Annotated in this window: 15 protein-coding genes; 8 read left to right on the top strand and 7 right to left on the bottom strand. The window is 74.6% G+C overall.

The window, feature by feature from the left end:
* Positions 1–8: 8 nt before the first annotated feature.
* Both OYE22_RS29615 and OYE22_RS29610 read right to left on the bottom strand, forming a co-directional pair.
* Positions 9–2,753, bottom strand: coding sequence for an HYR domain-containing protein (locus OYE22_RS29615; RefSeq protein WP_277323262.1), 2,745 nt, complete (start codon positions 2,751–2,753; stop codon positions 9–11).
* Between the two features lie 679 nt (positions 2,754–3,432).
* Entirely contained in the window at positions 3,433–4,071 is a 639-nt protein-coding gene (locus OYE22_RS29610) for a response regulator transcription factor (RefSeq protein ID WP_277323260.1), read from the bottom strand.
* A 222-nt stretch (positions 4,072–4,293) separates the two neighbouring features.
* Here OYE22_RS29610 and OYE22_RS29605 point away from each other — a divergent pair, with 222 nt between their 5' ends.
* A complete protein-coding gene (locus OYE22_RS29605) occupies positions 4,294–5,733 on the top strand; it encodes a hypothetical protein (RefSeq protein WP_277323259.1) in 1,440 nt (479 codons plus the stop codon).
* A gap of 101 nt (positions 5,734–5,834) precedes the next feature.
* Here the strand turns inward: OYE22_RS29605 and OYE22_RS29600 are convergent, their stop codons facing one another.
* The gene (locus OYE22_RS29600; RefSeq protein WP_277324385.1) at positions 5,835–6,263 is read right to left on the bottom strand and encodes a MerR family transcriptional regulator; all 429 of its coding nucleotides are present in this window, start codon (positions 6,261–6,263) and stop codon (positions 5,835–5,837) included.
* A gap of 135 nt (positions 6,264–6,398) precedes the next feature.
* Between OYE22_RS29600 and OYE22_RS29595 the strand changes: the two genes are divergently transcribed.
* Complete coding sequence (locus tag OYE22_RS29595; RefSeq protein WP_277323258.1) at positions 6,399–7,469, top strand: alkene reductase; 1,071 nt, start codon at positions 6,399–6,401, stop codon at positions 7,467–7,469.
* Between the two features lie 45 nt (positions 7,470–7,514).
* Here OYE22_RS29595 and OYE22_RS29590 read toward each other — a convergent pair whose 3' ends face one another.
* Positions 7,515–8,390: a DUF4157 domain-containing protein gene (locus tag OYE22_RS29590; protein ID WP_277323257.1), complete on the bottom strand. Its 876-nt coding sequence runs from the start codon at positions 8,388–8,390 to the stop codon at positions 7,515–7,517.
* A gap of 312 nt (positions 8,391–8,702) precedes the next feature.
* Here OYE22_RS29590 and OYE22_RS29585 point away from each other — a divergent pair, with 312 nt between their 5' ends.
* Positions 8,703–9,131, top strand: coding sequence for a hypothetical protein (locus OYE22_RS29585; RefSeq protein WP_277323256.1), 429 nt, complete (start codon positions 8,703–8,705; stop codon positions 9,129–9,131).
* Positions 9,132–9,221: 90 nt separating this feature from the next.
* Here the strand turns inward: OYE22_RS29585 and OYE22_RS29580 are convergent, their stop codons facing one another.
* Both OYE22_RS29580 and OYE22_RS29575 read right to left on the bottom strand, forming a co-directional pair.
* On the bottom strand, positions 9,222–10,253 hold the full coding sequence (locus OYE22_RS29580) for a chitinase (protein ID WP_277323255.1): 1,032 nt from the start codon (positions 10,251–10,253) through the stop codon (positions 9,222–9,224).
* A gap of 405 nt (positions 10,254–10,658) precedes the next feature.
* Positions 10,659–11,672, bottom strand: coding sequence for a dihydrodipicolinate synthase family protein (locus tag OYE22_RS29575; RefSeq protein WP_277323254.1), 1,014 nt, complete (start codon positions 11,670–11,672; stop codon positions 10,659–10,661).
* A gap of 72 nt (positions 11,673–11,744) precedes the next feature.
* Between OYE22_RS29575 and OYE22_RS29570 the strand changes: the two genes are divergently transcribed.
* The 5 genes from OYE22_RS29570 (at position 11,745) to OYE22_RS29550 (ending at position 21,697) form a co-directional block, all read left to right on the top strand.
* Positions 11,745–12,845: a LysR substrate-binding domain-containing protein gene (locus OYE22_RS29570; protein WP_277323253.1), complete on the top strand. Its 1,101-nt coding sequence runs from the start codon at positions 11,745–11,747 to the stop codon at positions 12,843–12,845.
* 45 nt (positions 12,846–12,890) lie between these two features.
* On the top strand, positions 12,891–13,601 hold the full coding sequence (locus OYE22_RS29565; protein ID WP_277323252.1) for a transketolase: 711 nt from the start codon (positions 12,891–12,893) through the stop codon (positions 13,599–13,601).
* A 97-nt stretch (positions 13,602–13,698) separates the two neighbouring features.
* Entirely contained in the window at positions 13,699–14,601 is a 903-nt protein-coding gene (locus OYE22_RS29560) for a transketolase C-terminal domain-containing protein (RefSeq protein ID WP_277323251.1), read from the top strand.
* A 496-nt stretch (positions 14,602–15,097) separates the two neighbouring features.
* Entirely contained in the window at positions 15,098–18,364 is a 3,267-nt protein-coding gene (locus tag OYE22_RS29555) for an amidohydrolase family protein (protein WP_277324384.1), read from the top strand.
* Between the two features lie 213 nt (positions 18,365–18,577).
* On the top strand, positions 18,578–21,697 hold the full coding sequence (locus tag OYE22_RS29550; RefSeq protein ID WP_277323250.1) for a glycoside hydrolase family 2 TIM barrel-domain containing protein: 3,120 nt from the start codon (positions 18,578–18,580) through the stop codon (positions 21,695–21,697).
* A 186-nt stretch (positions 21,698–21,883) separates the two neighbouring features.
* On the opposite strand, the gene OYE22_RS29545 is transcribed toward OYE22_RS29550, so the two are convergent.
* A complete protein-coding gene (locus tag OYE22_RS29545) occupies positions 21,884–22,729 on the bottom strand; it encodes a hypothetical protein (RefSeq protein ID WP_277323249.1) in 846 nt (281 codons plus the stop codon).
* Positions 22,730–22,835 lie beyond the last annotated feature (106 nt).

Here is a 22,835-nt window from a genome sequence, read left to right as displayed (position 1 = left end):
CGGCCACGTCAACTGCGGCCCGCGAAGTCCGGTGGTTGCAGGTTGCGTTGGACCACCAGGAACGGTTTCGTCAGTCGATCGAGCCCGCGTACGTCGGCGCGCAGCTCGCGCGGGCCGAGGTGGTCCTTGCGGAGTACGAGCATCTGCACGGTGAAGGTGCCGTCCGGGCTGACGCGTACGGAGGAGCGGGCGGGTGTGATGCCCGGCTTCCAGGACAGCGAGACCACGGCGCCGGGCGGGAAGTCCGTGCCGCGCACCAACGCCACCTCGCCGGGCGTGCCGACCTTCGGGGTGACGGTCAGCTTCGGCTGGAGGACGCGGATGCGGGCCGTGGCCGTGTTGTCGCGCTGGTCGGGATCGGCGAGCGAGCCGCGTACGGACGCCCGTACGTCACCGGTGACCGCCGCGCGGTACTCGGCCCTCTGGGTCACTACGAGCCGCCCGCCGGGTGCGATGGAGCAGGGCGCGCGGCGAGTGCAGGCCGTCGGGGGCGCCAGGGTGCGCCGGTCCGCGTCCCTGGTGCGCGGCCAGGTGGTGTCGAGGACGACGTCGCGCGCGGTGTCGGGGCCGGCGTTGGTGATCACGAACCCGGCCGAGATCCGCTGGCCCGGGTAGGCCCGGGCGGGCGCGATGGTCGCGCTGACCGCGACGTCGGCGCTGGGCGGCCGGGGCGGGTCGGGCGGACGCGGTGGGTCGGACGGGTCCGGTGGGTCGGGTTGGTCCGGCGGGTCCGGTGGGTCGGGCGGCACGGGTGCGGGCAGTACGGTGAAGGTGGCCGTATCGGTGCCCTCGTTGGCCGCCGAGTCGGTCGCGGTGCAGGTCACGGTGGTCCGGCCGACGGGGAACAGCGAACCGGAGCGCGGGTCGCAGGTGACGGGCAGCGGGCCGTCCACCTCGTCCACGGCGGTGGCCGGGAAGGTGATCCGCGCGCCGCGGCCGTCCGTGGCGTCCACCGTACGGTCGTCCACCACGATCACCGGCGCGGTGACGTCGTTGACGGCGATGGTGATGCGTTGCCGGTAGTTGGGGGCGGGCGGCGGGTCGTCATCGTCACCGCCGGGGCCACCCGGGTCGCCGCCGGGACCGCCGGGGTCACCACCAGGACCCCCTGGGTCGCCGCCGGGGCCGCCGGGGCCACCCGGGTCACCACCGGGACCACCCGGATCGCCAGGCCCACCCGGATCGCCACCGGGTCCACCCGGGTCACCGCCAGGACCACCCGGACCACCCGGATCGCCACCAGGTCCGCCGGGACCGCCCGGACCACCCGGGTCACCACCAGGACCACCCGGACCACCCGGATCACCACCAGGACCACCGGGCCCACCCGGATCACCACCGGGTCCGCCAGGACCGCCCGGGTCACCCCCCGGCCCACCGTGCTGGCCTCCCTGTTGGCCACCTTCGTGGCCCCCGTGCTGGCCCCCGTGATGCCCGCCCCACGACGTCGCGGTGGTGCCGCCGAGTGCCCCGCCGAGCGTGCCGCCCGTCTGCGTTCCGTGCTGGCCTCCGTGCGTACCGGCGATGGTGCCGCCGGTCACGGTCGTGACGGTGTCACGCTCGCCGCGGCCGTCCGTCGGACCCGTACGCGCGTCTCCGTCGCCGGGCTCCTGCGACGCGTCGTCGAAGAGGTTGCCGTGCACCGTGCTGTCCGGGTCCGGCACCTTGCCGTCCAACAGGAACTGGACACCGCACTCCACCGCCGCCCCCTGCGGGGCGTCCTCGGCGAGTTCGATGGTCTCCCGGAAGGTGGCCACCTGGCCGCTCGTGACCTGCTGGGACTCGGGCTCCAGGCGTACCCGGAGCGCGGGGTCGCAGTTGACGGGTTGGTGGCTGACGGTGGTGGGCAGGTTGGTCAGGCCCTCGGTGATCTTCTCGGCCACCTGGTCCGCGTCGATGCCCTGGAAGAGGGTGCCGTTCGTGGCCTGGATGACCTTGGTGGCCTGGTTCGGTTCATGGGTCGGCTCGCCGTTCTGGCCGGGGCCGTTGCCGTTGTCGCCGTTGCCGTTCAACCCGTCGCCGAGGTACGTCTCCACGTCGACGCCGATCACCCGTACGCCCGCGTCCACCAGGGCGTTGGTCGCGTCGGTCAGGGTGTGCCCCTTGCTGGGGTCGTGGCTCGACGCGTCGCCGACCAGGACCACGACCGGGCTCGCGTCTTCCCGGAACCGCGTCTTGCCGTCGGCCCCGTTGGCGATCTGCCACAGCGCGTTGATCCAGTCCTCGGCCGGGCCGGGGCTGCCCTGCCCCAGGTCGGCCTTGAGGGCGTTGACCGCCGTGGTCACGGCCTTCAGGTCGTGCGTGAGGGCCTGCTTGACCTCGAAGACCCGCTCCCCGTCCGTCTGATCGCCGTACCTGGCCACCGCGAACTGCGAGTCAGGCTGTGACGCGCGTACCCCTGTGGTGATCTTTTCGAGGTCGTCCCGCAGGTCGGTGAGGGTGTCCTGCATGCTGAGCGTGGCGTCCACGAGCAGCACCACGTCCGGCCGGGGCGGTACGACGGGCGTCCGGACCTCCTTGACCACCTCGGTCGACTCCCCCGGGTCAAGGGACCGCTCTACGACAGCCGGTGTGACGCCCTCCGGGGCGGGTGATCCGCGGTCGACGGCGACGCCCGGGACGACGCTCACGGCGAGCAGCAGGGCGAGGGTCAGGGCGGCGACGCGGAACGCGTCGGAGCGCTCGGCCGGTTCGCCGTCGGCCCGCGAGCCGCCGCTGCCGCGCGACGCGGGTCGCAACGCGCTCAGCCGCACGCTCGGACGCCATCGAGCCGGCCACCACCGGGCGCGGCCCGCGGTGTCGGTTCCGGTCCGCGTTGGAAAGCGCTCACGCCCCCGCACAGAACCCCCCAGTCGGTCCATGACGCCCATGCCGCGTCGGTACGCCCGGCCAGCCTTGTCCGCGCCCTGGCCCGCGCGCCGGGCTCCAGCCTCACCCGCGCGCCCACGCCCGACAGCGGGGACCGAGCCAGCCCTTCGGGTACGGCGCCTGCCCGAAGGGGCAGCGCGACGGGCCACCCCACGGGAGCACCCACCCACCCGGCACCACCCGGGCCTCAGCCACCCCGGGGTTCACCACGGTCCCAGCCACCGTCACCCGCACAGCCAGACACGATTCACAGTCCAGGCTCACCGTCATCTCGGCCATCCATCACCACCACCTGTCGCAGCCATCGCGGCCACCCCGTCACCACCACCTGTCACAGTCAGCGCAGCCACCCGTCACAGTCGGCGCAGCCACCACAACCACCACAGCCTGAACACGTCGCACAACCCGCACAGCCGCCTCAGCGACACGGGTGACACCACAGGGTCGCAGCCGCAGCGAACAGGGTTGCTGGTCGCGCGCCACTCATCCCGCACGCCCGCGAGGGCACGCCGGCGCGCGCGTGCGAGGGTGCGAACTACGGGCGCGCGGCCCGGTGGTGGCGCGTCAGATCAGGCCCTGGCGGAGCGCGTACGCCACCGCGTGCGAGCGGTTGCGGAGGTTGAGCCGGGTCATCACCGCGTGCAGGACGTTCTTGATGGTGCGCTCGGAGTAGGCGAGCTTGAGCGCGATGTCGGCGGTGTCGTACCCCTCGGCGACCAGCCGCAGGACCTCGATCTCGCGTGCGGAGAGCCCGGTGAAGTTGAGCCCGCGCGGGCCGAGCACCTCCCCCTGGAGGCGGCCGACCTGGGCGAGCAGGGTGCCGAGCAGGTCGGCCGGCACGTGTCCCTCGCCCTTGGCCACCGCCGCGATGACCTGCACCAGGCGCTCGGGCGTCGCCTCGGTGCGCCGGATGACGCCGACGAAGCCGCACTCGGCGGCGCTGACCAGCTGCTGTTCGTCGATGTGCGTGGTGACCAGCACGCCGCGGGCCGTGCCGGTGCGTTGGAGTTGCCGCAGCAGGCTCAGCACCTCGTCGTCGATGAGGTCGACCACCACGAGGACCACCTGCGCGTCCTCGGTCCCCGCTGGGTCGACGATCCGTACCTCTGGTCTGGTACGGAGCTGGCTGGCCACGCCCGCCTGGGACACCGGATCCTGTGCTCGAAGGTCCACCAGGATGCGCTCCGCGCTCGCCGGATGCATATCGCTCTCCCGCCCCCCTATCTGCCATGGACCTGACACAAACGGAACCCGCGCCACCCCTCAGGTGCGTCGTTGTGCCACCCCCAGATGTGGCGCTCTTTCCCTTACCCGCGCTGTTCCTCACCCGGGAAGGAACCGATGGCTCAGAGCGAACCTGGTTCTGCCCGAAAGTGTTCCTGCTCGGCCACTCCTGTCCTGTGCGGCACGCCGTACCGTCCGGGCATGAGTGTTTCGGCCAGCTTGGACGACTCGCCCGTCTCCGTTCAGCCCGGCGGCGAGGCCGATCTCCCCGTACAGGTACTCAACTCGGGAACCACCGTTGAGGAGTTCCGATTCGAGGTGGTCGGGCCTTGTGCCGCCTGGGTCACAGTAGAACCAGCGGCGCTGTCTCTCTACCCCGGCGCATCGGGCACCGCCACGTTGTCGCTGCGCCCGCCGCGGAGTCCGCGGATCTCCGCGGGCCCGATGCCGCTCGGTCTGCGGGTGATTCCGACCAATGACACCGAGCACACCCAGGTGCCCGAACGGACCATCACCATCCTGCCGTTCGCCGAGGTCACCGCCGAGCTCGTGCCGCGTTCCTCGCACAGCCCCTGGCGCGGTCGGCACAAGCTGGCCGTCGACAACCTGGGCAACACCCCGCTGACGCTGGACCTGGCCACCCAGGAGGGCACGGAGCGGGCCAAGGTGACCTTCGAGCCGGCCGAGCTGACCATCCCGCCCGGCCAGGCGAAGTTCGCGCAGATCGCGGTGCGCCCCACGAACCGGCTGTGGCGCGGCGCACCGATCACCCATCCGTTCCAGGTCGTGGCCACGGCGCGGGGCGCGGAGGGCGTCGACGCCGCCGCGCCGCACGCGCCGGTGGTGGTGGACGGCTCGTACGAACAGCAGGCCATCCTGCCGCACTGGTTACCCCGCGCGCTGATCGTCGCGGTGCTGCTGGTGGGCGTGTTGGCCGGGCTCTGGTACTCGCTGCTGCGGCCCACCGTGCGGTCGGCGGCCCGGGAGGCCATCACGCCGGAGGCGATCGAGTCGGCGATCGACGAGAACAAGAACGGCGAGCAGGGCGACAGGCCCCCGGGGCAGGGCGGCGACACGGCCGGCGCGACCGGTGGCGGGGCCAACGGGGGCGAGGCGACCGGCGGCGGCGCCAACGGCGGGAGCACCGCCGGCAACACCGGCGGCGCGGGCCAGAACGGCGGCCGGAACGGTGGCGGCAGCCAGGGCAACACGGCGGGCAACGGCAATGGCGGCGGGAGCGGCAAGCCCGGCGAACCGGGCGGCCCGGCCGCGCCGAAGAGCGCCCGCGTGCAGGTGCGCGACGCGGTGGGCGGCTCCTCCACCACGCGGGACGCCTACACGGTGCCCGAGGGCAAGACGTTCGCGCTCACCGACATCGTGGTGCAGAACCCGCAGGGCGACGCCGGGACGCTGACCGTCTCCAGCCAGGACGGGCAGATCCTCAACCTGGCGCTTGAGAACTTCCGCGACTCGGACTACCACTTCGTCACGCCGATCCAGGTACCCGCCAAGAGCAGGATCAGTATCTCCGTGAGCTGCCGCGAGGTGGGCAAGCCGGTCAAGGCGCCTCGGCCGACCCAGTGTTCCGAGTCGCTGTTCCTGGGTGGCTCCCTGGTCGCCGACGCACCGGCCGAGGACTGAGGGTCAGAGGGCCGGGGGCGGTCGGGAGCACGGGCGCGGGCGTCGCGAGGGTTGGTCGAGACCGCAGGCCTGACGTGCCGTCAACTGGCTTGCGGTTACGCCTACTTGACCGTTGAGGCGGACGAGCACAGGTCGTGCAGGTGCTCGCCGGGCAGGAGGCCGTGTGTGGTGCAGCGCTCGCCCCTGCTCATGAGGTCACTTGAGGCGGAGATGATGGCGTCCAGCCGGTCGCGGGTGCTCGTCAGGCCGGCGATCTGCTGGTCGATGCGGTCCCGTTCGCCCGTGAGGCGGTCGAGCAGCATGGGCGTCACCTCGCCCGTGACCATGCACGGCATGATGCCCAGGATCGTCTTGCTGGACAGGCCCGCGGCGTAGAGCTGCTGGATCAACTCGACGCGGCCGACCGCGGATTCCGGGTACTGCCGCTGCCCGCTGGTCGAGCGCACCGCCGGGAGCAGGTGCTGCTCCTCGTAGTAGCGCAGCGATCGCACGCTCACGCCGGTCCGCCGCGCCAGCTCGCCGATACGCATGGAGTCCACGCCTCCCCGGGCCCCGAACCCGTGGCCCTGTGGTCCTGCTCACAAGAGTTGCCTCTGACGTCAGTGTCAGGTTTTAGCGTAACCCACGACCGCACCACGCTTCATCGACCAGCTCGGAGACCCGTCATGACCAGCCTGTTCGACAGTTACCAGCTCGGCGGACGCACGCTTCCCAACCGCATCGTGATGGCCCCGATGTCCCGGGCGCGGGCGACCGTCGACGGGCTGCCGACGCCGTCCACGGCAACGTACTACGCCCAGCGCGCCAGTGCCGGGCTGCTCGTCAGCGAGGGCGTGCAGCCGAGTCTGCAAGGGCAGTCGAACCCGTACACACCGGGGCTGCACAACGACGAACAGGTCGCCGCCTGGCGGCCGGTGACCGAGGCCGTGCACACGGCCGGCGGGCGGATCTTCGCCCAGCTCATGCACGCCGGGCGGGTGGGGCACGAGGCGGTCGCGGGGTTCCGTCCCGTGGCGCCGTCCGCCGTGCGGCTGGAGGCCGAGCTGTTCACCGGGCCTCGGGGGAGGCTGCCCGCGCCCGTCCCGCGCGCCCTGGCGACCAGCGAGGTGGCGGGCGAGGTCGCGGCGTTCGCGGACGCGGCACGGCGCGCGGTGGACGCCGGCTTCGACGGCATCGAACTGCACGGCGCCAACGGCTATCTCATCCAGCAGTTCCTGTCCTCGAACGTCAACCAGCGCACCGACGCGTACGGGGGCTCGGTCACCGGTCGTATCCGGTTCGCCGTCGAGGTCGCCGAGGCGGTCGTGGACGCCATCGGCGCGGACCGGGTCGGCATCCGCCTCTCCCCCGCCGGCACCATCTGGGACGTCGAGGAGAGCGAGGTCGCCGAGCTGTACACGGCGCTGTACCGGGAACTCGCCAGGATCGGCGTCACCTACGTGCACACCCTGAACTCCGCCGACCTGGAGCTCACCGCCGCGCTGCGCAAGGCGTGGCCGCACACGTACATCATGAACCCGTCCGCGGGCATCGTGGGCCCGCAGGCTGACCGGGAGCGCGGCGAGTACTGGCTCTCCCAGGGCATGGATCTCATCGGCTACGGCCGCGCCTTCATCGGCAACCCGGATCTGGTGGAGCGGTTCCGGCGCGGGGCGGCGCTGCGCGAGGCCTATGTCGAGACGTACTACCAGGGCGGCGACCGGGGGTACATCGACTACCCGCCCCTCGCTGGCTGACCGCGGGCGAGACCAGCGCGCGAGGCCCAGGGGCCGGGTGGCGCCCTACTCGGGCGGGGTCTCCTCCTCTTCCTCCGGCTTCTTCTCGGCCCGCTGCACGAACGCGCCCTGCACGTCCGCCGGTTCCTCGTCCTCGCCCTCGTCGGCGGCGCGCTGTACGGCGGGCGCGGCCGAGAGCTGGACGGCCGCCGGAGCCGTGGGAGTGGCCGCCGGCCGCGGCGTGACGGACTCGGCCGGTTGGGGGGCGCCGGACCCGGCCGGCTCGGGGGTGGGTGCCGGCGGCTCCGCCATGACCCGCTCGGCGGTGCTGGCGGCCTCCTGCTCGAAGCGGTCCCCCGGGTCGCTCACCCGGATGCCGCCGGGCGCCTCGGCGCCGTCGACGGGCCCGGAGCGTTGCTGGACGACGTGCGTCAGCTCGTGGGCGAGCATCGTGCGGCCCTGCCGCGAGGACGTGTCGTAGGCGTCGCGCTGGAAGACGACGTTGTTGCCGACGGTGTACGCGTGGGCGCCGACCTCCTTCGCCGAGTCGTGCGCCGCCGCGTCGGTGTGCACCCGCACGTCGGAGAAGTCGGCGCCGAGCCGGGCCTCCATGTCGGTGCGCGTCTCCGGGTCCAGGGCCTGACCGCCGCCCGACGACACCACGTCGTGCACCGACGAACGCGGCTGCTCCGAGGCCTCTTCGCGCGCCTCGGCCGCCTCGTCATCGCCGGTCGCCCTGCGCTGGACCAGGGTGCGCGCGACGCTGTTGCCTACGGCGCGTTGCAGGGTCGCCATGCCGGCGCGGCCGATGACGTCGGTACGGCCGGCGACGGCGGCCCGCAGGACGTGCGGGGTGCGGGCCCGCTCGTGGGCCTCGGCCGCCGCGTCGCGCGCGCCGGCCTCGTGGTGCTCGTGGTCGTGCTCATGCTCGTGTCGGCGCATCGTCGGCTCCCTCGGGGCGTCCCCCACCCGGCGTCCTGTCGCCCTCCAGCGTGAGCGCCGGCCGGCTCCGCGTCCAGGTCAGCTCCCGGCGGAGCCGGGCAGCACTGGCTGCCCGATCGGGCAGCGGCGGCGGCTCGGCGCGCCACGCCACAGCCGGCCAAGCAGCGCGCCCCCGTCCAGGTCACCCCGCGCCACGGCGTGCCGCTTCTAAGGGCCGGGGCGTGGCCGGGCCGGGCGGTGGGGTGGCATCATCCGAGGCGGCCACCGGCAGCCAGGGCGGTTGCGGCGACGGCCACGGCGGGGGGCAGGGCAGTGTCGGACGGTCGGTACGTACGGTTCCAGGGCACGGCCCGCAACGAGCGCGGCGCCTATCCCGGCGTCTTCGTACTCGTCAACGGGCTGGCGCGCGAGGGCAGGCTGACCGCCGAGCAGGAGCGCTTCCGGCGGACGTCCAACGCCTGGTACGACGCCGCGTACACCAACCCCTCGCACGTCGACACGTCGGTGTACGACCGCGAGCGGCATCCGACGGCCGTCGCCTGGTTCAGGAGTTCGGCCCGCCATCTCATCGAGCGGGTCGACGGCTATCTGGAGATCCTGACGGCGCACGGGGTCGGGTGGGTGCGGCTCAGCTCGACCGACCCGGGGCGCGTGCTCTACGAGGACGCGGTGCAGATCGTCGTGGTGCCGCACGCGCCGGCCGCGCCCGGGGGCGCGGCCGACGTCGCGCGCTTACGGTGAGGGCCCGGGCCACGCCCCTGGTGCGACCCGGGCCCGTACGCCCGCGGGCCGCCGGGCACAGGGCCCGGGCGGCTCGCGGACGGGCTCGGATCAGCCCTGGTAGCCGGCGAGGATCTTGGAGAACTCCCACTGCTTCTGGTCGATCCCGCTGCACGAACCGCCGTCGCCGCCACCCGCGCACGGCCGGTCCCGGTTCACGGCCCAGAAGCTGACCCGTGCCAGGTGGTGCTGCTTGGCGTAGTTGACCATCTCCTGGAAGCCGGCCGGGGTGACGACCTCACCCCGTACGTCGGTCTTGCCGTTCATCGAGGAGAAGCCGACCTTGCGGTAGGCGGCGTCGTCGCTCAGCCCGTACTCGGCCTTCACGATGTTCTTCAGGCCGTCCACGGCCGACTTGGTGGCGGCCACCATGTCGGTCGTGCCGTCACCGAAGTCGAACGGCATGACGGTCCAACCGTCCACGTCCAGGCCGGCCTTGGCGCCCTTGCGCACCAGGTCCTTGCCCGGCGCGATGGGGCCGCTCGGGGCGGTGCCGAAGGTGACGTAGACCTTCAGACCCCGGTTCCTGTCCTTGAGGATCTTCAGCGCGTCGATGACCCGCTTCCGTACCGGCTCGCTCTCGACCTCGGTGGACTCGATGTCGATGTCGATCGAGTCGAGCTTGTACGCGTCGATCACCTTCTGGTACGCGCCGGCGAGGTCGGCGGCGGACTTGCACGCCTCGCCGAGCTTGTTGCCGCTCCAGCCACCGATGGACGGGGTGATGGAACCACCCGCCGCCTGCACGGCCCTGATGGTCTGGGCGTCCCGCCCGCCGGCCAGCGGGCGCTGACCGTCCCAGGCGGGTTCACAACCGCCCTTGGCGAGGATGAAGGCCATGGTGAGCTGGGTGTTCCCGGTGGCCTTGAGGAACTCCGTCGCGTTCGGCGGGTTGCCCCAACCGAGGTAGAGGTAGGGGCCGTTGAGGCCGCTGACCGCAGCCTTGTCCGCCCCTCTGGCGGGCTGTTCCCTGACCGACTCCTGGGGTGTTGCCTGCGCGGTGGCCGTCATGACTCCGGCGGCGGTGAGCGCCACGGCGAACCCGAGTGCGAGGCGGCGGCGCGGTGCGAGGTGGGGGTGCACGGCACGCTCCAATCACGTGGAGGGGATGTGGCGTGGCGCACGCTATCGACGTGTCATGGTCCAGACAATAGAAACGTTAGGAAAGTTTCCTGTTGGCTGGAGTTCGCCCACTCCACGGCCCGCGCCGCATCGCCCTTCGCGTCCGCTTCGCCTCGCGAACTCCCACGTCAGCAGCGTGGTTGGGACGGCCGTACGGAGTTCGTGGCCGGTCGTAGCGCGCCCACGGTTGGCGCTCCGGCGCGCCGCGCCGCCCGTACGCCCGTACGCCGGCGCGCTCCGGCCGGCGGGTGCGCCGGGGCGGGCATCAGACCGGACGCCAACAGGCCGGGCGCGCGACACTCCGGCCCCGTCCGTCACGCCCGTACGCCCGTCCCACCCGTACGCCCGCCACACCCGTACACCCCGTCACACGCCTACGCCCGCCGTTTCGGCCACGGGCGCCCGCGTCGGAGCAGTGGCCGGGGTGGCGGCCGGAGCGGTCGGGGCGGGGTCGGCCGGCGCGTCGGGGCAGGGCGTGTCCAGGGCCGCCAGCTCCGCGAGCCGGCGCGTCGCCGCCCGTACGGCGCCCGGCCCCGCGGGCAGCAGCGGCAGGCGGACGTCGGGCGTGGGGATGCGGCCCTGGGCGGCCAACACGCCCTTGACCACGGTGGGGTTGGGCTCGGCGAACACGGCGGCGGCGAGGCCGGCCAGCGCGTGCCCCAGCGCGCGGGCCCGCTCGACCCGCCCGGTGCGCCAGGCGGCGACGAGTTCGGCGAACCGCTCCGGGGCCAGTTGGGCCGTCGCGAGGATGCCGCCCGTGGCGCCGACGGCCATCAGCGGGGCCACGAACAGGTCGTCGCCCGCCAGCACCGCGCGTCCCTCGGGGAGGTCTTCGAGCAGCGCGAGGGCCTCGGCGTCCACGCCGCCCGTCGCGTACTTGACGCCGGCCACGCCCGGCAGCCGGACCAGCGCGCGCAGCGTCGCGGCGGTGAGCGGCTGACCGGTGCGGTACGGGATGTGGTAGACGACCAGCGGCACGGGGCTGTTGGCCGCCAGCTCCGTGAAGTGCGCGAGCACGCCCGCGTCCGACGGCCGGGAGAAGTAGGGCACCGGGACGAGGGCCGCGGTGATCTCGGGCCAGGCGGCGAGCGCGGCCAACTCCGCCGCGCTGCCCCGGGTGTCGTGGGACCCCGCGCCCACCACGAGCGGGGCGGAGCGCCGCGCGCAGACGCGGGCACACACGTCGATGACGGTGCGCCTCTCCGCCGCGTCGAGCGTGGCGGGCTCCCCCGTCGTGCCGAGCGCGACGATGCCGGTCGCGCCGCCGTCGAGGACGGCGTGGGCGAGCCCTTCGAGCGCGTCGACGGCGATGGTTCCGTCGGCGGCGAAGGGCGTGATCAGTGGCGTGTAGAGCCCGTGCAAGGGCAGGTGCAGCGTCATGCGGCTGAGCCTGCCGCAGCCAGAAGATGCAGGTCCAGTTCGCTTTTCTGGCATCGAGCGTAAGGTGAGCTGATGCTCGATGTCCGCCGTCTGCGCCTGCTGCGCGAACTCGCCCTGCGCGGGACCATCGCCGCCGTCGCCGAGGCCCTGGCCTTCACCCCGTCCGCCGTCTCCCAGCAACTCAGCGCCCTGGAGCGCGAGGCGGGGGTGCCGCTGCTGGAGCGCACCGGGCGCCGGGTGACGCTCACCCCCGCCGGCCAGCGCCTGGTGCCGCACGCCGAGGCGGTGTTGGAGCGGTTGGAGCTGGCCGCCGCCGAGTTGGTCGACGCCCGGCAGGGGCTGGCCGGCCCGTTGCGGATCGGTACGTTCCCCACCGCGGCCCGGGCCATCCTGCCGGCCGCGCTGGTCGCGTTGGCCGACCGGCATCCACGGCTTGAGCCGATGCTCTCCGAGGTGGACCCGGCGGCGGTGGCGGACGCGCTGCGGGCCGGCGAACTGGACGTGGCGCTGGTACACGACTACGACTTCGTCCCCTCTCTGGCGGAGCCGGGCCTCGCCACGGAGCCGCTGTGCGCCGAGGCGATGTACCTGGCCTCGCTCACCCCGCCCGAGTACCCGGCCTCGGTCATCCCGCCCGACGCGCCCGGCGCGGCACCGGTCGGGGCGCCGGTCGGGGCGCGGCGGTCAACTGGTGCGCGCGCCGGCGCGGCTGGGCCCGGGGGCGCGACAGGACTTGGGTGCGCGCCGGCGCGCGAGGGTGACGACGAACCCGGGCTCGCGCGCTGGCGGGACGCGACGTGGATCACGGCCACGCCGGGGACGCTGTGTCACGCCATGACGATCCGGGCCTGCCAGGCGGCCGGCTTCGCGCCCCGGGTACGGCACCAGGTGGACGAGTTCGCCACGGTGCTCGCCCTGGTCGCGGCGGGCCAGGGGGTGGCGCTCGTGCCGCAGCTCGGCCTGGTGCACCCGCCGCCGCAGGTGACGCTGGTGCCGATGGCGATGAGCCGCCGGACCCGGATCGCCTTCCGTAGCGGGGCCGGCCGGCATCCGGCGGTCGCGGCCGTCGCGGCGGCGCTGCGCGCGGTGGTCGCCGAGGACGCCCCGCACGGGCACGGCGGCCCGCGCGGGGCCCTCACCGTTGACGGCACGGGGCGCTCGACGGGCCCCTGAGGCCAACTTGACTTCAAGTCGACTTGAGGTTGCAGGCTACCTGCCATGAACACCACGACGCTCGAGACCCCGTCGACCACCCCCTCCGGCTACGCCGCGCTGCCCGGGCTGATGAGCCTGATGACCGGCGACGAGAAGCACGACGCCGCGGCCACGTCCACGCTGGACGCGCTGTGGGTGCTCTACGACCGCGTGCTGCGCGTCTCGCCGAGCGAGGTCGACTCCCCCGGCCGCGACCGGTTCCTGCTCTCCAAGGGGCACGGACCGATGGCGTACTACGCGGTCCTCGCCGCCAAGGGCTTCCTGCCCGTGTCGACGCTGTCGACCTTCGGGGCGTACGACTCGCCGCTGGGCCACCACCCGGACCGCACGCTCGTGCCCGGCGTCGAGATCGGCAGCGGGTCGCTCGGGCACGGGCTGCCGCTCGCCGTGGGGGCGGCGCTCGGGCTGCGGGCCCAGGGGCTGACCGACTCCGCCGTCTGGGTCCTGATCGGGGACGCCGAACTGGACGAGGGCAGCAACCACGAGGCCATCGCGTACGCGGGCGCCGCCGGCCTGCCGCGACTGCACACGCTGGTCATCGACAACGCCTCGGCCACGCACGGCTGGCCGGGCGGCATCGCCTCCCGCTTCGAGGCGGCCGGCTGGTCCGCGACGACCGTGGACGGCCGGGACCACGAGGCGCTGTACGCGGCCTACACCCAGCCGCACCCGGACCGGCCGCACGCGGTGGTCGCCCGCGTCGAGCCCAAGTAGCCCGCCCCACCGCGCGTCCACGCCCCGCACGCCTGGGCCCGCACGCCCCACCGCCTCGCCCCGGCACCACCCACCCACCGTTTGGAGAGACCCACCCATGGACACCATGCGCGAGCGCTTCACCGCCATCACCACCAGGCTCCTGGACGACGACCCCCGCCTCGCGGTCGTCCTGGCCGATATCAGCGCGGACCGGTTCACCGACGCCGCCCGGGCCCATCCGGACCGGGTGATCAACGTGGGCATCCGCGAGCAGTTGCTCGTCAGCACCGGCGGCGGGCTCGCCCTGACCGGCATGCGCCCGATCGTGCACACCTTCGCCAGCTTCCTCGTGGAGCGCCCCTTCGAGCAGGTGAAGCTGGACTTCGGGCACCAGGGCACGGGTGGCGTGCTGGTCAGCGCCGGCGGCTCGTACGACTGGCCCGCCGGTGGCTTCACCCACATGGCGCCGGGCGACGTGGCCCTGCTCGACACGCTGGACGGCTGGACGATCCACGTGCCGGGCCACCCGGACGAGGCGGAGACGCTGCTGCGACACGCGGCGGCCGCCGGCGACGACCGGGTCTACCTGCGCCTTTCCGAGCAGTCCAACGCGGCGCCGCGCCCCGTGGACGGCAGCGGGCTGCACACCGTGCGCCAGGGGCGGCGCGGGGTCGTGGTGGCCGTCGGACCGATGTTGGACAACGTGCTCGCCGCCGTCGACGGCCTGGACGTGACGGTGCTGTACGCGACGACGGTGCGGCCCCTGGACACCGCGACGCTGCGGTCGGCCGCCGGCGCCACCGACGCGGCCGACGTGGTCCTGGTCGAGCCCTACCTCGCGGGCACGTCGTCGGCCGCGGCCGGCGAGGCCCTCGCCGACATCCCGCACCGGGTGCTCGGGCTCGGCGTGGCCCGCCGCGAGCTGCGCCGGTACGGCACCATCGAGGAGCACCTGGCGGGCCAGGGCCTGGACCCGGCCGGACTGCGCGCCCGCGTCGTGGACTTCCTCGGCGCGTGAGCCGGGGCGGTACGGGACGGGGCGAGCGACGGGTGGGCGGCGACGCGCCGGAGAAGGTCGGGCCGGGCGGCCCGGGGCCGGGCGAGGCGCGGGGCCGGGCGTGGCGCGGGGCCGGGCGCGTGACGGGCGCGTGACGGCTCGCGGGTGGCGGGCGGCCATGTCGTAGGTGCCCAACGACCCTCGTACAGCGGGGATGTGACCGTGCGTCTGGTTGGGCGCGGTGACGGTGCGGGAAATACGAGTCGGCGACGCGGTGTTGACCTTTCGGCCCTCGTCCGTGTCACGATCAGGCGCTTTGTTCTCCGCTTCCGCCCCGCGCCACCCTCGCGTACCAGGAGGATCGTTGGACACCACCGCCCCATCCGCCACTCCGCACCACCCCACCGGCGCCCCCGACGCCACGCCCCCGGCGGCGCCCGCCGCCGATCTCCCCGGCGAGGCCGCCGCCGGCCTCGAAGCCGCCGCGACGACGGCCGAGCCGCCCGCCCGCTCCCCGCTGTCGCGACGCACCTTCCTCCAGGCCGCGGCCGGCACCGCCGCCCTCGCCGGCGGGGCCGTGGGCCTGGTGCCCGAGCCGGCCGCCGCCGCGCCACACCGGGCCACCCTGTCGTTCACCGCCGCCACCAACGGTGCCGCGACGCTGGCCCCGGCCGGCGACCGGCTCGTGGCCGAGGTGCAGAACATCCTGTGGTCCATCCCGCGCGCGGGCGGCGAGGCCACCGCCCTGACCACGCCCGACCTCGAACCCACCCGTCCGGTCTACGCGCCCGACGGCAAGACGCTGGCCGTCTGCGCCTACCGGGGCGGCGGGTTCCACCTGTGGACGCTGCGCCCCGACGGCACCGGGCTGCGACAGCTCACCGACGGGCCGTGGGACGACCGGGGCCCGGCGTGGTCCCCGGACGGCACGCGGATCGCGTTCGCCTCCGAGCGCGGGGGCGACCCCGTGAAGGGCAGTCCGTACCGGGTGTGGGTGATCGACGTGCGCAGCCGTCGGCTCACCCAACTGACCGGCCTGCCCGGCCAGGACGGGCCGCACCAGGACGGCGCGTGGGAGGACTTCGACCCGGTGTGGTCGCCGGACGGCACCCGGGTCTTCTTCGTGCGCGCCAAGCTGGTGAACACCGCGCTCGACGCCCGCACCATCGCCTCCGTGCCCGCCGACGGCGCCGGCCCGGTCGCCGTCGAGCACGCTGACACCAGCACGGCGCAGCTCATGACGCCCGCCGTCGCGCCCGACGGCAGGCTCGCCTACCTGCGCACCACCCCGGCGCCCGCCGCCTCCTGCACGCTGGTCGTGGACGGCGCCCCGGTGGACGTCGGCGGCGATGTGCTGCCGGTGCCGCCGCGCTGGGTCTCGCGCGACGAGTTGCTGCTCACGGTGGACGGCCAGTTCCAGCTCGTACGGCCGGACCGGGCCGGCGCGCGGGAGGCCGCGGCGAGTGCGCCGGGCGGCTCGGCGGCGCGGACCGGCGCCGAGGTCATCGCGTTCTCCGCCACGCTGCCGGTGCGGCGGCCCCGCTACCGGGTCAAGCGCTACGACTTCGACGGCGCCGGCGTGCGCCCGGTGCGCGGTGTGCATCTGCCCGCGCTGTCGCCGGACGGCCGGCGGGTGGCGTTCGCCGCGCTCGACTCGCTGTGGGTGGCCGACATCGGCGGCGGCCGGCCCCCGCGCCGCGTCGTGCGCACCGACCCCACCCGCTACCTGCTGGCCCCGACCTGGACGCGGGACGGCAGCGCGCTGGTCTACGCCGACGACCGGGACGGCCTGTTCGCGGTGCGCCGCCGTGAACTGCGCACCGGCGCGGAGACGGTGCTGGCCTCCGGCGGCCGGGTGCAGCCGGCGCTCTCGCCCGACGGCAAGCGGCTGGCCAGCATCGACATGTCCGGCAACCTCGTCGTACGGGACCTGGCGACCGGCGGGGAACGGGTGCTGGCGGCGCCGCTCGGCGGGGGCGGCCTGCCCGGCCGACCGAGCTGGTCCCCGGACGGGCGGTGGCTCGCGCTGTGCGACCGCAACCGGCTCAACCAGCGCTTCCGCGAGGGGTACAACCTCATCCGCGTGGTCAACGCCGACAGCGGCCAGGCCAGGCTGCACGCCGTCGCGCCGCACGTGTCGATCTCCGACCGCTACGACTCGGGCCCGGTCTGGTCGCCCGACGGCCGCCACCTGGCCGTCGTCACCGAGTCCGCGCTGTGGCTGCTGCCCGTGCGCCCGGACGGCACCCCCGACGGCGCGCCGCGCCAGCTCACCGAGGAGAACGCGGACCACCCCTCCTGGTCCGGCGACTCGCGCACGCTGCTCTACCTCTCGTCGGGCAGACTCCGACTGATCTCGGCCGACGGCGGCACACCCCGTACGGTCCGCGTCGCGCTCGACTACCGGCGCCGGCGGCCCGAGGACCTGGTGGTGCACGCGGGACAGGTGTGGGACGGCACCGGCGAGGCGGTGCGCGAGGACGTGGACCTGCTGGTGCGCGGTGGGCGGATCGCCGGCATCGAGCCACACCGCGCGGGTCGGGCCGCCACCCGCCGCGTGGACGCCTCCGGGCACACGGTCATCCCGGGCCTGTGGGACGCGCACACCCACCCCTGGCAGGTGACCTACGGCGGACGACAGCCCGCGTCGCAGCTCGCGTACGGCATCACCACGGCCGTCTCGTTCGGCGGCTTCGCCTACGAGCAGCTCCGCATCCGGGAGGCGGTCGCGGCCGGCGCCATGGCCGGGCCGCGCCTGCTGACCACCGGTGAGCTGCTGGACGGCGGCCGAGTGGCGTACAGCATGGGGCGCGCGCACCGCACGCGGGCCGGGCTGCGTCGCTCGCTGGCCCGGGCCGAGGCGCTGGACTGGGACTTCGTCAAGACGTACGTCAGGGCGCCGGGCTGGATCATGGAAGAGGCGGCCCGGTTCGCGCACGAGCGGCTCGGAGTGCGCTCCGGCAGCCACCTGTGCACGCCCGGCGTGCAGCTCGGGCAGGACCTGACGACCCACCTCCAGGCCACCCAGCGCCTTGAGTACGGCCACGCCACGTCCGCCACCGGGCGCGCCTACCAGGACCTGCGCGAGATCTACACGGCCGGCGGTGACTTCCACCTGGTCGCCACGCCGTTCACCTCGTCGCCGCTGGTGGGTGCCGACCCGTCGGTGGCCGACGACGAGCGGGTGACCCGGTTGATGCCGCCGTGGGACACCGCGTTGGTCCGCCAGCTCGCGGCGCAGCCGCCGACGGACGCGCAGCTCACGGCGTTGGGCACGGAGATCGACGTGTACCGGCGGGTGCTCGCCGACGGCGGGTTGGTCGCGCTCGGCACGGACGCGCCGCTGGTACCCGTGGGGCTCGGGCTGCACATGGGGCTGCGCGCGCTGCACCGGGGCGGGCTGACACCGGCGCAGGCGCTGCGCACGGCCACCTCGGTCTCGGCCCGGGTGTTCGGCGCGGAACGCGAGTTGGGCACGCTGGAGCCGGGCAAGCTCGCGGACCTGGCCGTGGTGGACGGCGACCCGTTCACGGACTTCGACTCGCTGGTGCGGGTGGTGTCCGTGCTGCGGGGCGGGGTGCGCTACGAGACGCGCGAGTTGGTCGCGGCGTTCCCGGCGGGCGACACGCTGCCGGCGGGCCCGGCGTCGGGGCACCGGCACGCCGACACGCCCGACCACCGGCACGCCGACGGGGCTGCCGGGGCGGAAGGGGTCGATGGGGCAAGCTGGCTGGAGGTGGGGCGGCTGTTGCGGCGGGACTCCTGCTGCGAGGGCGAGATCTGACCCGGCGCGCGGGTGGGTCCGGGGCGCCCCGACACGGGCACCCCGGACCCACCCGCTCCGGCCCAGCAGCCGCCACGCCGCACCGCACCGCACCGCACCGCACCGCACCGCACCGCACCGCACCGCACCGACAGTCCACTGGCTCGCCACCTGGTCGCAACCACGGAGTGGTAGGGAGCCAGGACTGAGCCCGGCAGCCCGTGAGGAGCAAGGATGAGCCACTCCACAGCGACTCCCCACCCCTACTACGAGGACGTCTCGCCTGGCACCGGCACCCTGCCGCCCCGGTCCCACTCCCCCGCGTCCGACGCCCGCCGCCTCGACCTCAGCGGAACCTGGCGCTTTCGCCTGTCGCCCGGGGCGACCACCGCGAACACGGACTTCGCCCGGCCCGAGTTCGACGCCACCGCCTGGGACGAGGTGCCCGTGCCCGCGCACTGGGGGCTGCACACCGGCTCCGAGTCCCACCCCACGACCCCGCCGATCTACACCAACACCGGCTACCCCTTCCCGGTGGACCCGCCGCGCGTACCGGTCGAGGACAACCCCACCGGCGACCACCGACTCGTCTTCGACCTGCCGGCCGACTGGCCCACCACGGGCGAGGCCGTGCTGCGCTTCGAGGGCGTGGAGTCCTGCGCGCGCGTCTGGCTCAACGGCCGGGAGCTGGGCACCTTCCAGGGCAGCCGGCTGCCGCACGAGTTCGCCGTCGGCCCGCTCCACGCCCCGGGCGAGGGCGAGGAGCACGCGCTACGCGCCCGGGGCAACGTGCTGGCCGTGCGGGTCCACCAGTGGTCGGCCGGCAGCTACCTGGAGGACCAGGACCAGTGGTGGCTGCCCGGCATCTTCCGCGAGGTGACGCTGGTGCACCGGCCCGCCGGCGCCGTCGCCGACTACTTCGTGCACGCCGGCTACGACCACCGGGACGGGCGCGGCACGCTGCGCGTGGACAGCGAGCCCGCCGGCCGGGTCACGGTGCCGGAACTGGGCCTGGACCTGGCCACCGGGCAGAGCGCGAGCGTCCCCGTCGAGCCGTGGACGGCCGAGGCACCGAGGCTGTACGCGGGCGAGCTGGTCACCGAGGGCGAGCGGGTGCCGCTGCGCATCGGCTTTCGCACCGTGGCCGTCGAGGACGGGCTGCTGCGGGTCAACGGGCAGCGGGTGCTGTTCCGGGGCGTGAACCGGCACGAGTTCCACCCGGAGACCGGCCGCACCCTCGACCTGGAGACGATGCGGCGCGACGTGCTCCTGATGAAGCGGCACAACATCAACGCCGTGCGCACCAGCCACTACCCGCCGCACCCCGCCTTCCTCGACCTGTGCGACGAACTGGGCCTGTGGGTCATCGACGAATGCGACCTGGAGACGCACGGCTTCCACGCCGTCGGCTGGCGACGCAACCCGGTGGCCGACGACCGGTGGACGCCCGCGCTGCTCGACCGCGCGGCCCGCACCGTCGAGCGGGACAAGAACCACCCGGCGGTCATCATGTGGTCGCTGGGCAACGAGTGCGGCACCGGCGCCGGCCTGTCCGCGATGGCCGCCGCGATCCGCGACCGCGACCCGGACCGCCCGCTGCACTACGAGGGCGACCCGAGCTGCGCCGACGTGGACGTCTACTCGCGGATGTACGCCCCGCACGCGGAGGTCGAGGCCATCGGGCGCCGCGCCGAACCACCACTGCCCGACCCCGCGCTGGACGCACGCCGCCGCTCCCTGCCGTTCATCCTGTGCGAGTACGCGCACGCCATGGGCAACGGGCCCGGCGGGCTCAGCGAGTACCAGCGGCTGTTCGAGCGGTACGAGCGCTGCCAGGGCGGCTTCGTCTGGGAGTGGATCGACCACGGCATCGCCCGTCGAACCGCCGACGGCACGCCCTACTTCGCGTACGGCGGGGACTTCGGCGAGGAGTTGCACGACGGCAACTTCGTCTGCGACGGCCTCCTCTTCCCCGACCGCACCCCCTCGCCGGGGCTCGTCGAGTACAAGAAGGTGATCGAACCCGTCCGCATCGCGCCCGTCGGCGGCCCACACGACGCCGACGGCACGGCGACGGGCCCCGTCTCCGGCGTACGGATCAGCAACCTGTACGACTTCGTGGACCTGGCGCACCTGACGTTCCGCTGGTCGTACGAGGTGGCCGGCGAGGCCGTGGCACGGGGCGAGCTGGCCGTTCCGCCGCTGGCCCCCGGCGAGTCGGCGGACGTGAAACTGCCGCTCGTCGAGGGCGCGCCGCGACCGGTGGGTGAGGCGGTGTGGACCGTACGGGCCGAGCTGGCCGCCGACACGCCCTGGGCGTCGGCCGGCCACGAGGTGGCCTGGGGCCAGTGGCTCGCGGAGCCGGACGCCGCCGCGAGCGCCCCGCCGGCCGCGCCGGCGAACGGGGCGACGACGCCCGTCGCGGCGGACGAGGCCGACGGCAGAGCGCCGGCGAGCGCCGCGCGCAGCGCGCCCCGGACCGGCGACGACGGGCGGACCATCCTCCTCGGCCCCGGCACCTTCGACGCGAGCACCGGCGTGTTGCGCTCGCTGGGCGGGCAGTCGGTGGTGGGCCCGCGGCTCGACGTGTGGCGGGCGCCGACCGACAACGACGAGGGCGCCCCCTGGCAGCCCGACACCCGCTACGGCACCGTGTGGCGGAGCGCCGGGCTGCACCGCATGCGGCACCGCACCACGCGGGTGCGCGCCGAGGACGGGGCGCTGACGGTCGAGGCCAGGGTCGCGCCCGCGGCCACCGACCGCGCGCTGTCCGTCGTCTACCACTGGTCCGCCACCGCCTCCCGACTGCGCCTGACGGTCAGTGTGATCCCCGAGGGCGACTGGGACTTCCCGCTTCCCCGACTCGGGGTGCGGCTCGGGGTGAGCGGCGAGCTGGGCGACGCCGAGTGGTACGGCGGCGGCCCGGGCGAGGCGTACCCGGACACCGGGGCGGCCTCGCGGCTCGGCCGGTACGCCATGTCGGTGGACCAGATGCAGACCCCGTACGTGCGTCCGCAGGAGAACGGGGCGCGCGCGGACGTGCGCTGGGCCCGGCTGCGCGGGGCCGACGGCGGGTGGCTGCGGGTGGACGGGGAGCCGCCGTTCTGGTTCACCGCGCGCCGCTGGACGAGCGAGCACCTGGACGCCGCGACGCACACCCCCGACCTGGTGCCGGGCGACCGGATCTGGCTCAACCTCGACCACCGGCAACACGGCATCGGCACCCAGTCCTGCGGCCCGGGCGTCCTGCCCGCGCACCGCCTCGACGCGGGCCCGGCGACCTTCTCGTTCACCCTCTCGGCCGGCGGCCCCGGCGCGAGCCCGCGAGCCGGAGACCCGGGCGCCGCGTCGTAGCGCGTGTCGCAGGGCGAGGGACGAGGAGCCCCGGCGGCGCGGGCGGCGAGCGGCGGGGCCCGGCCGCCGCCGGGGCCGGTACGGGGGCGGCCCCGGGCGTGGGCCCGAGCGGGGGCCCGGGCCGCCACGCGCTGGCGCGCGCCGGTGGCGCGGGCGTACGGCACGGCGCCCCGGCCAGCGCGCCCCTCAGTCGGTCGGCGCGGTCGTGTGCTCGGTCGGGGTTCGATAGGCGCACAGCGGCAGGCAGAACTGGGTGATCGTGCCGACCGTGAGCGCGTAGGCGACGGTGCCGACCCCGACCCCGCCGCCCAGCGACCAGCCCACCGCCAGCACGGTGAGTTCGATCAGGGTGCGGACGAGCCGAATGGAGCGCCCGGTCAGGGCGGACGCGCCGGTCATCAGCCCGTCCCTCGGCCCGGGCCCGCAGCGCGCGCCGACGTAGACGGCGACGGCCAGCCCGTTCAGGAGGATGCCGCCGACGAGGAGGGCGATCCGGCCGGGCAGTTGGACGTTGGCGGGCAGCAACCACAGGCCGAGGTCGGCGGAGAACGCCAGGACGACGATGTTGGCCACGGTCCCGAACGTCGGCCGCTGCCGCAGCGGAATCCACAGCAGCAGCACGAGCGCCCCCACGAGGCCGCTGATGGTGCCGAAACTCAGCGCGGTGTGCCGCTCCAACCCTTCGTACAGCACGCTCCACGGGTTGATGCCGAGCGCGGCCCGCACCATGACCGCCAGGCTGAAGCCGTACAGGGCGAGCCCGGCGAACAGTTGCGGCAGCCGCCGCAGCGGGCGCTCGCCGAGCCGGACGTAGGTCAGCGGCGGGCCGCCGGCACGAGGCCGGGCGGAGCGCGGTCGAGCGGAGCGCGGTCGAGCGGAGCGCGGTCGACCGGAGCGCGGTCGACCGGAGCGGGCCGGCCGCGCGGGAGCGGTGGCTGGGCCGGGGGCGGGTTCTGGCGCGGGTGCGGGTTCGCGCGCGACGTGGCCCGGGTGGGGCTCGCGCGGGGAGGGGTCCGTCGTGTCCTGCCGCATGTCTCGTCGCCTCCGCCGTCTCGTACGCCATCACGCCATCGCGCCATCGCGCCCGCGCGCCGCCACCTCGCCCGCACGAGCGGCCGAGGGTCTGTCCCGAGCCGTG

This window comes from Streptomyces sp. 71268 (genome assembly GCF_029392895.1).
GTDB lineage: Bacteria > Actinomycetota > Actinomycetes > Streptomycetales > Streptomycetaceae > Streptomyces.
Note: the sequence above shows the minus strand (reverse complement) of the source record. Positions and strands in the feature narration are given on the sequence as shown.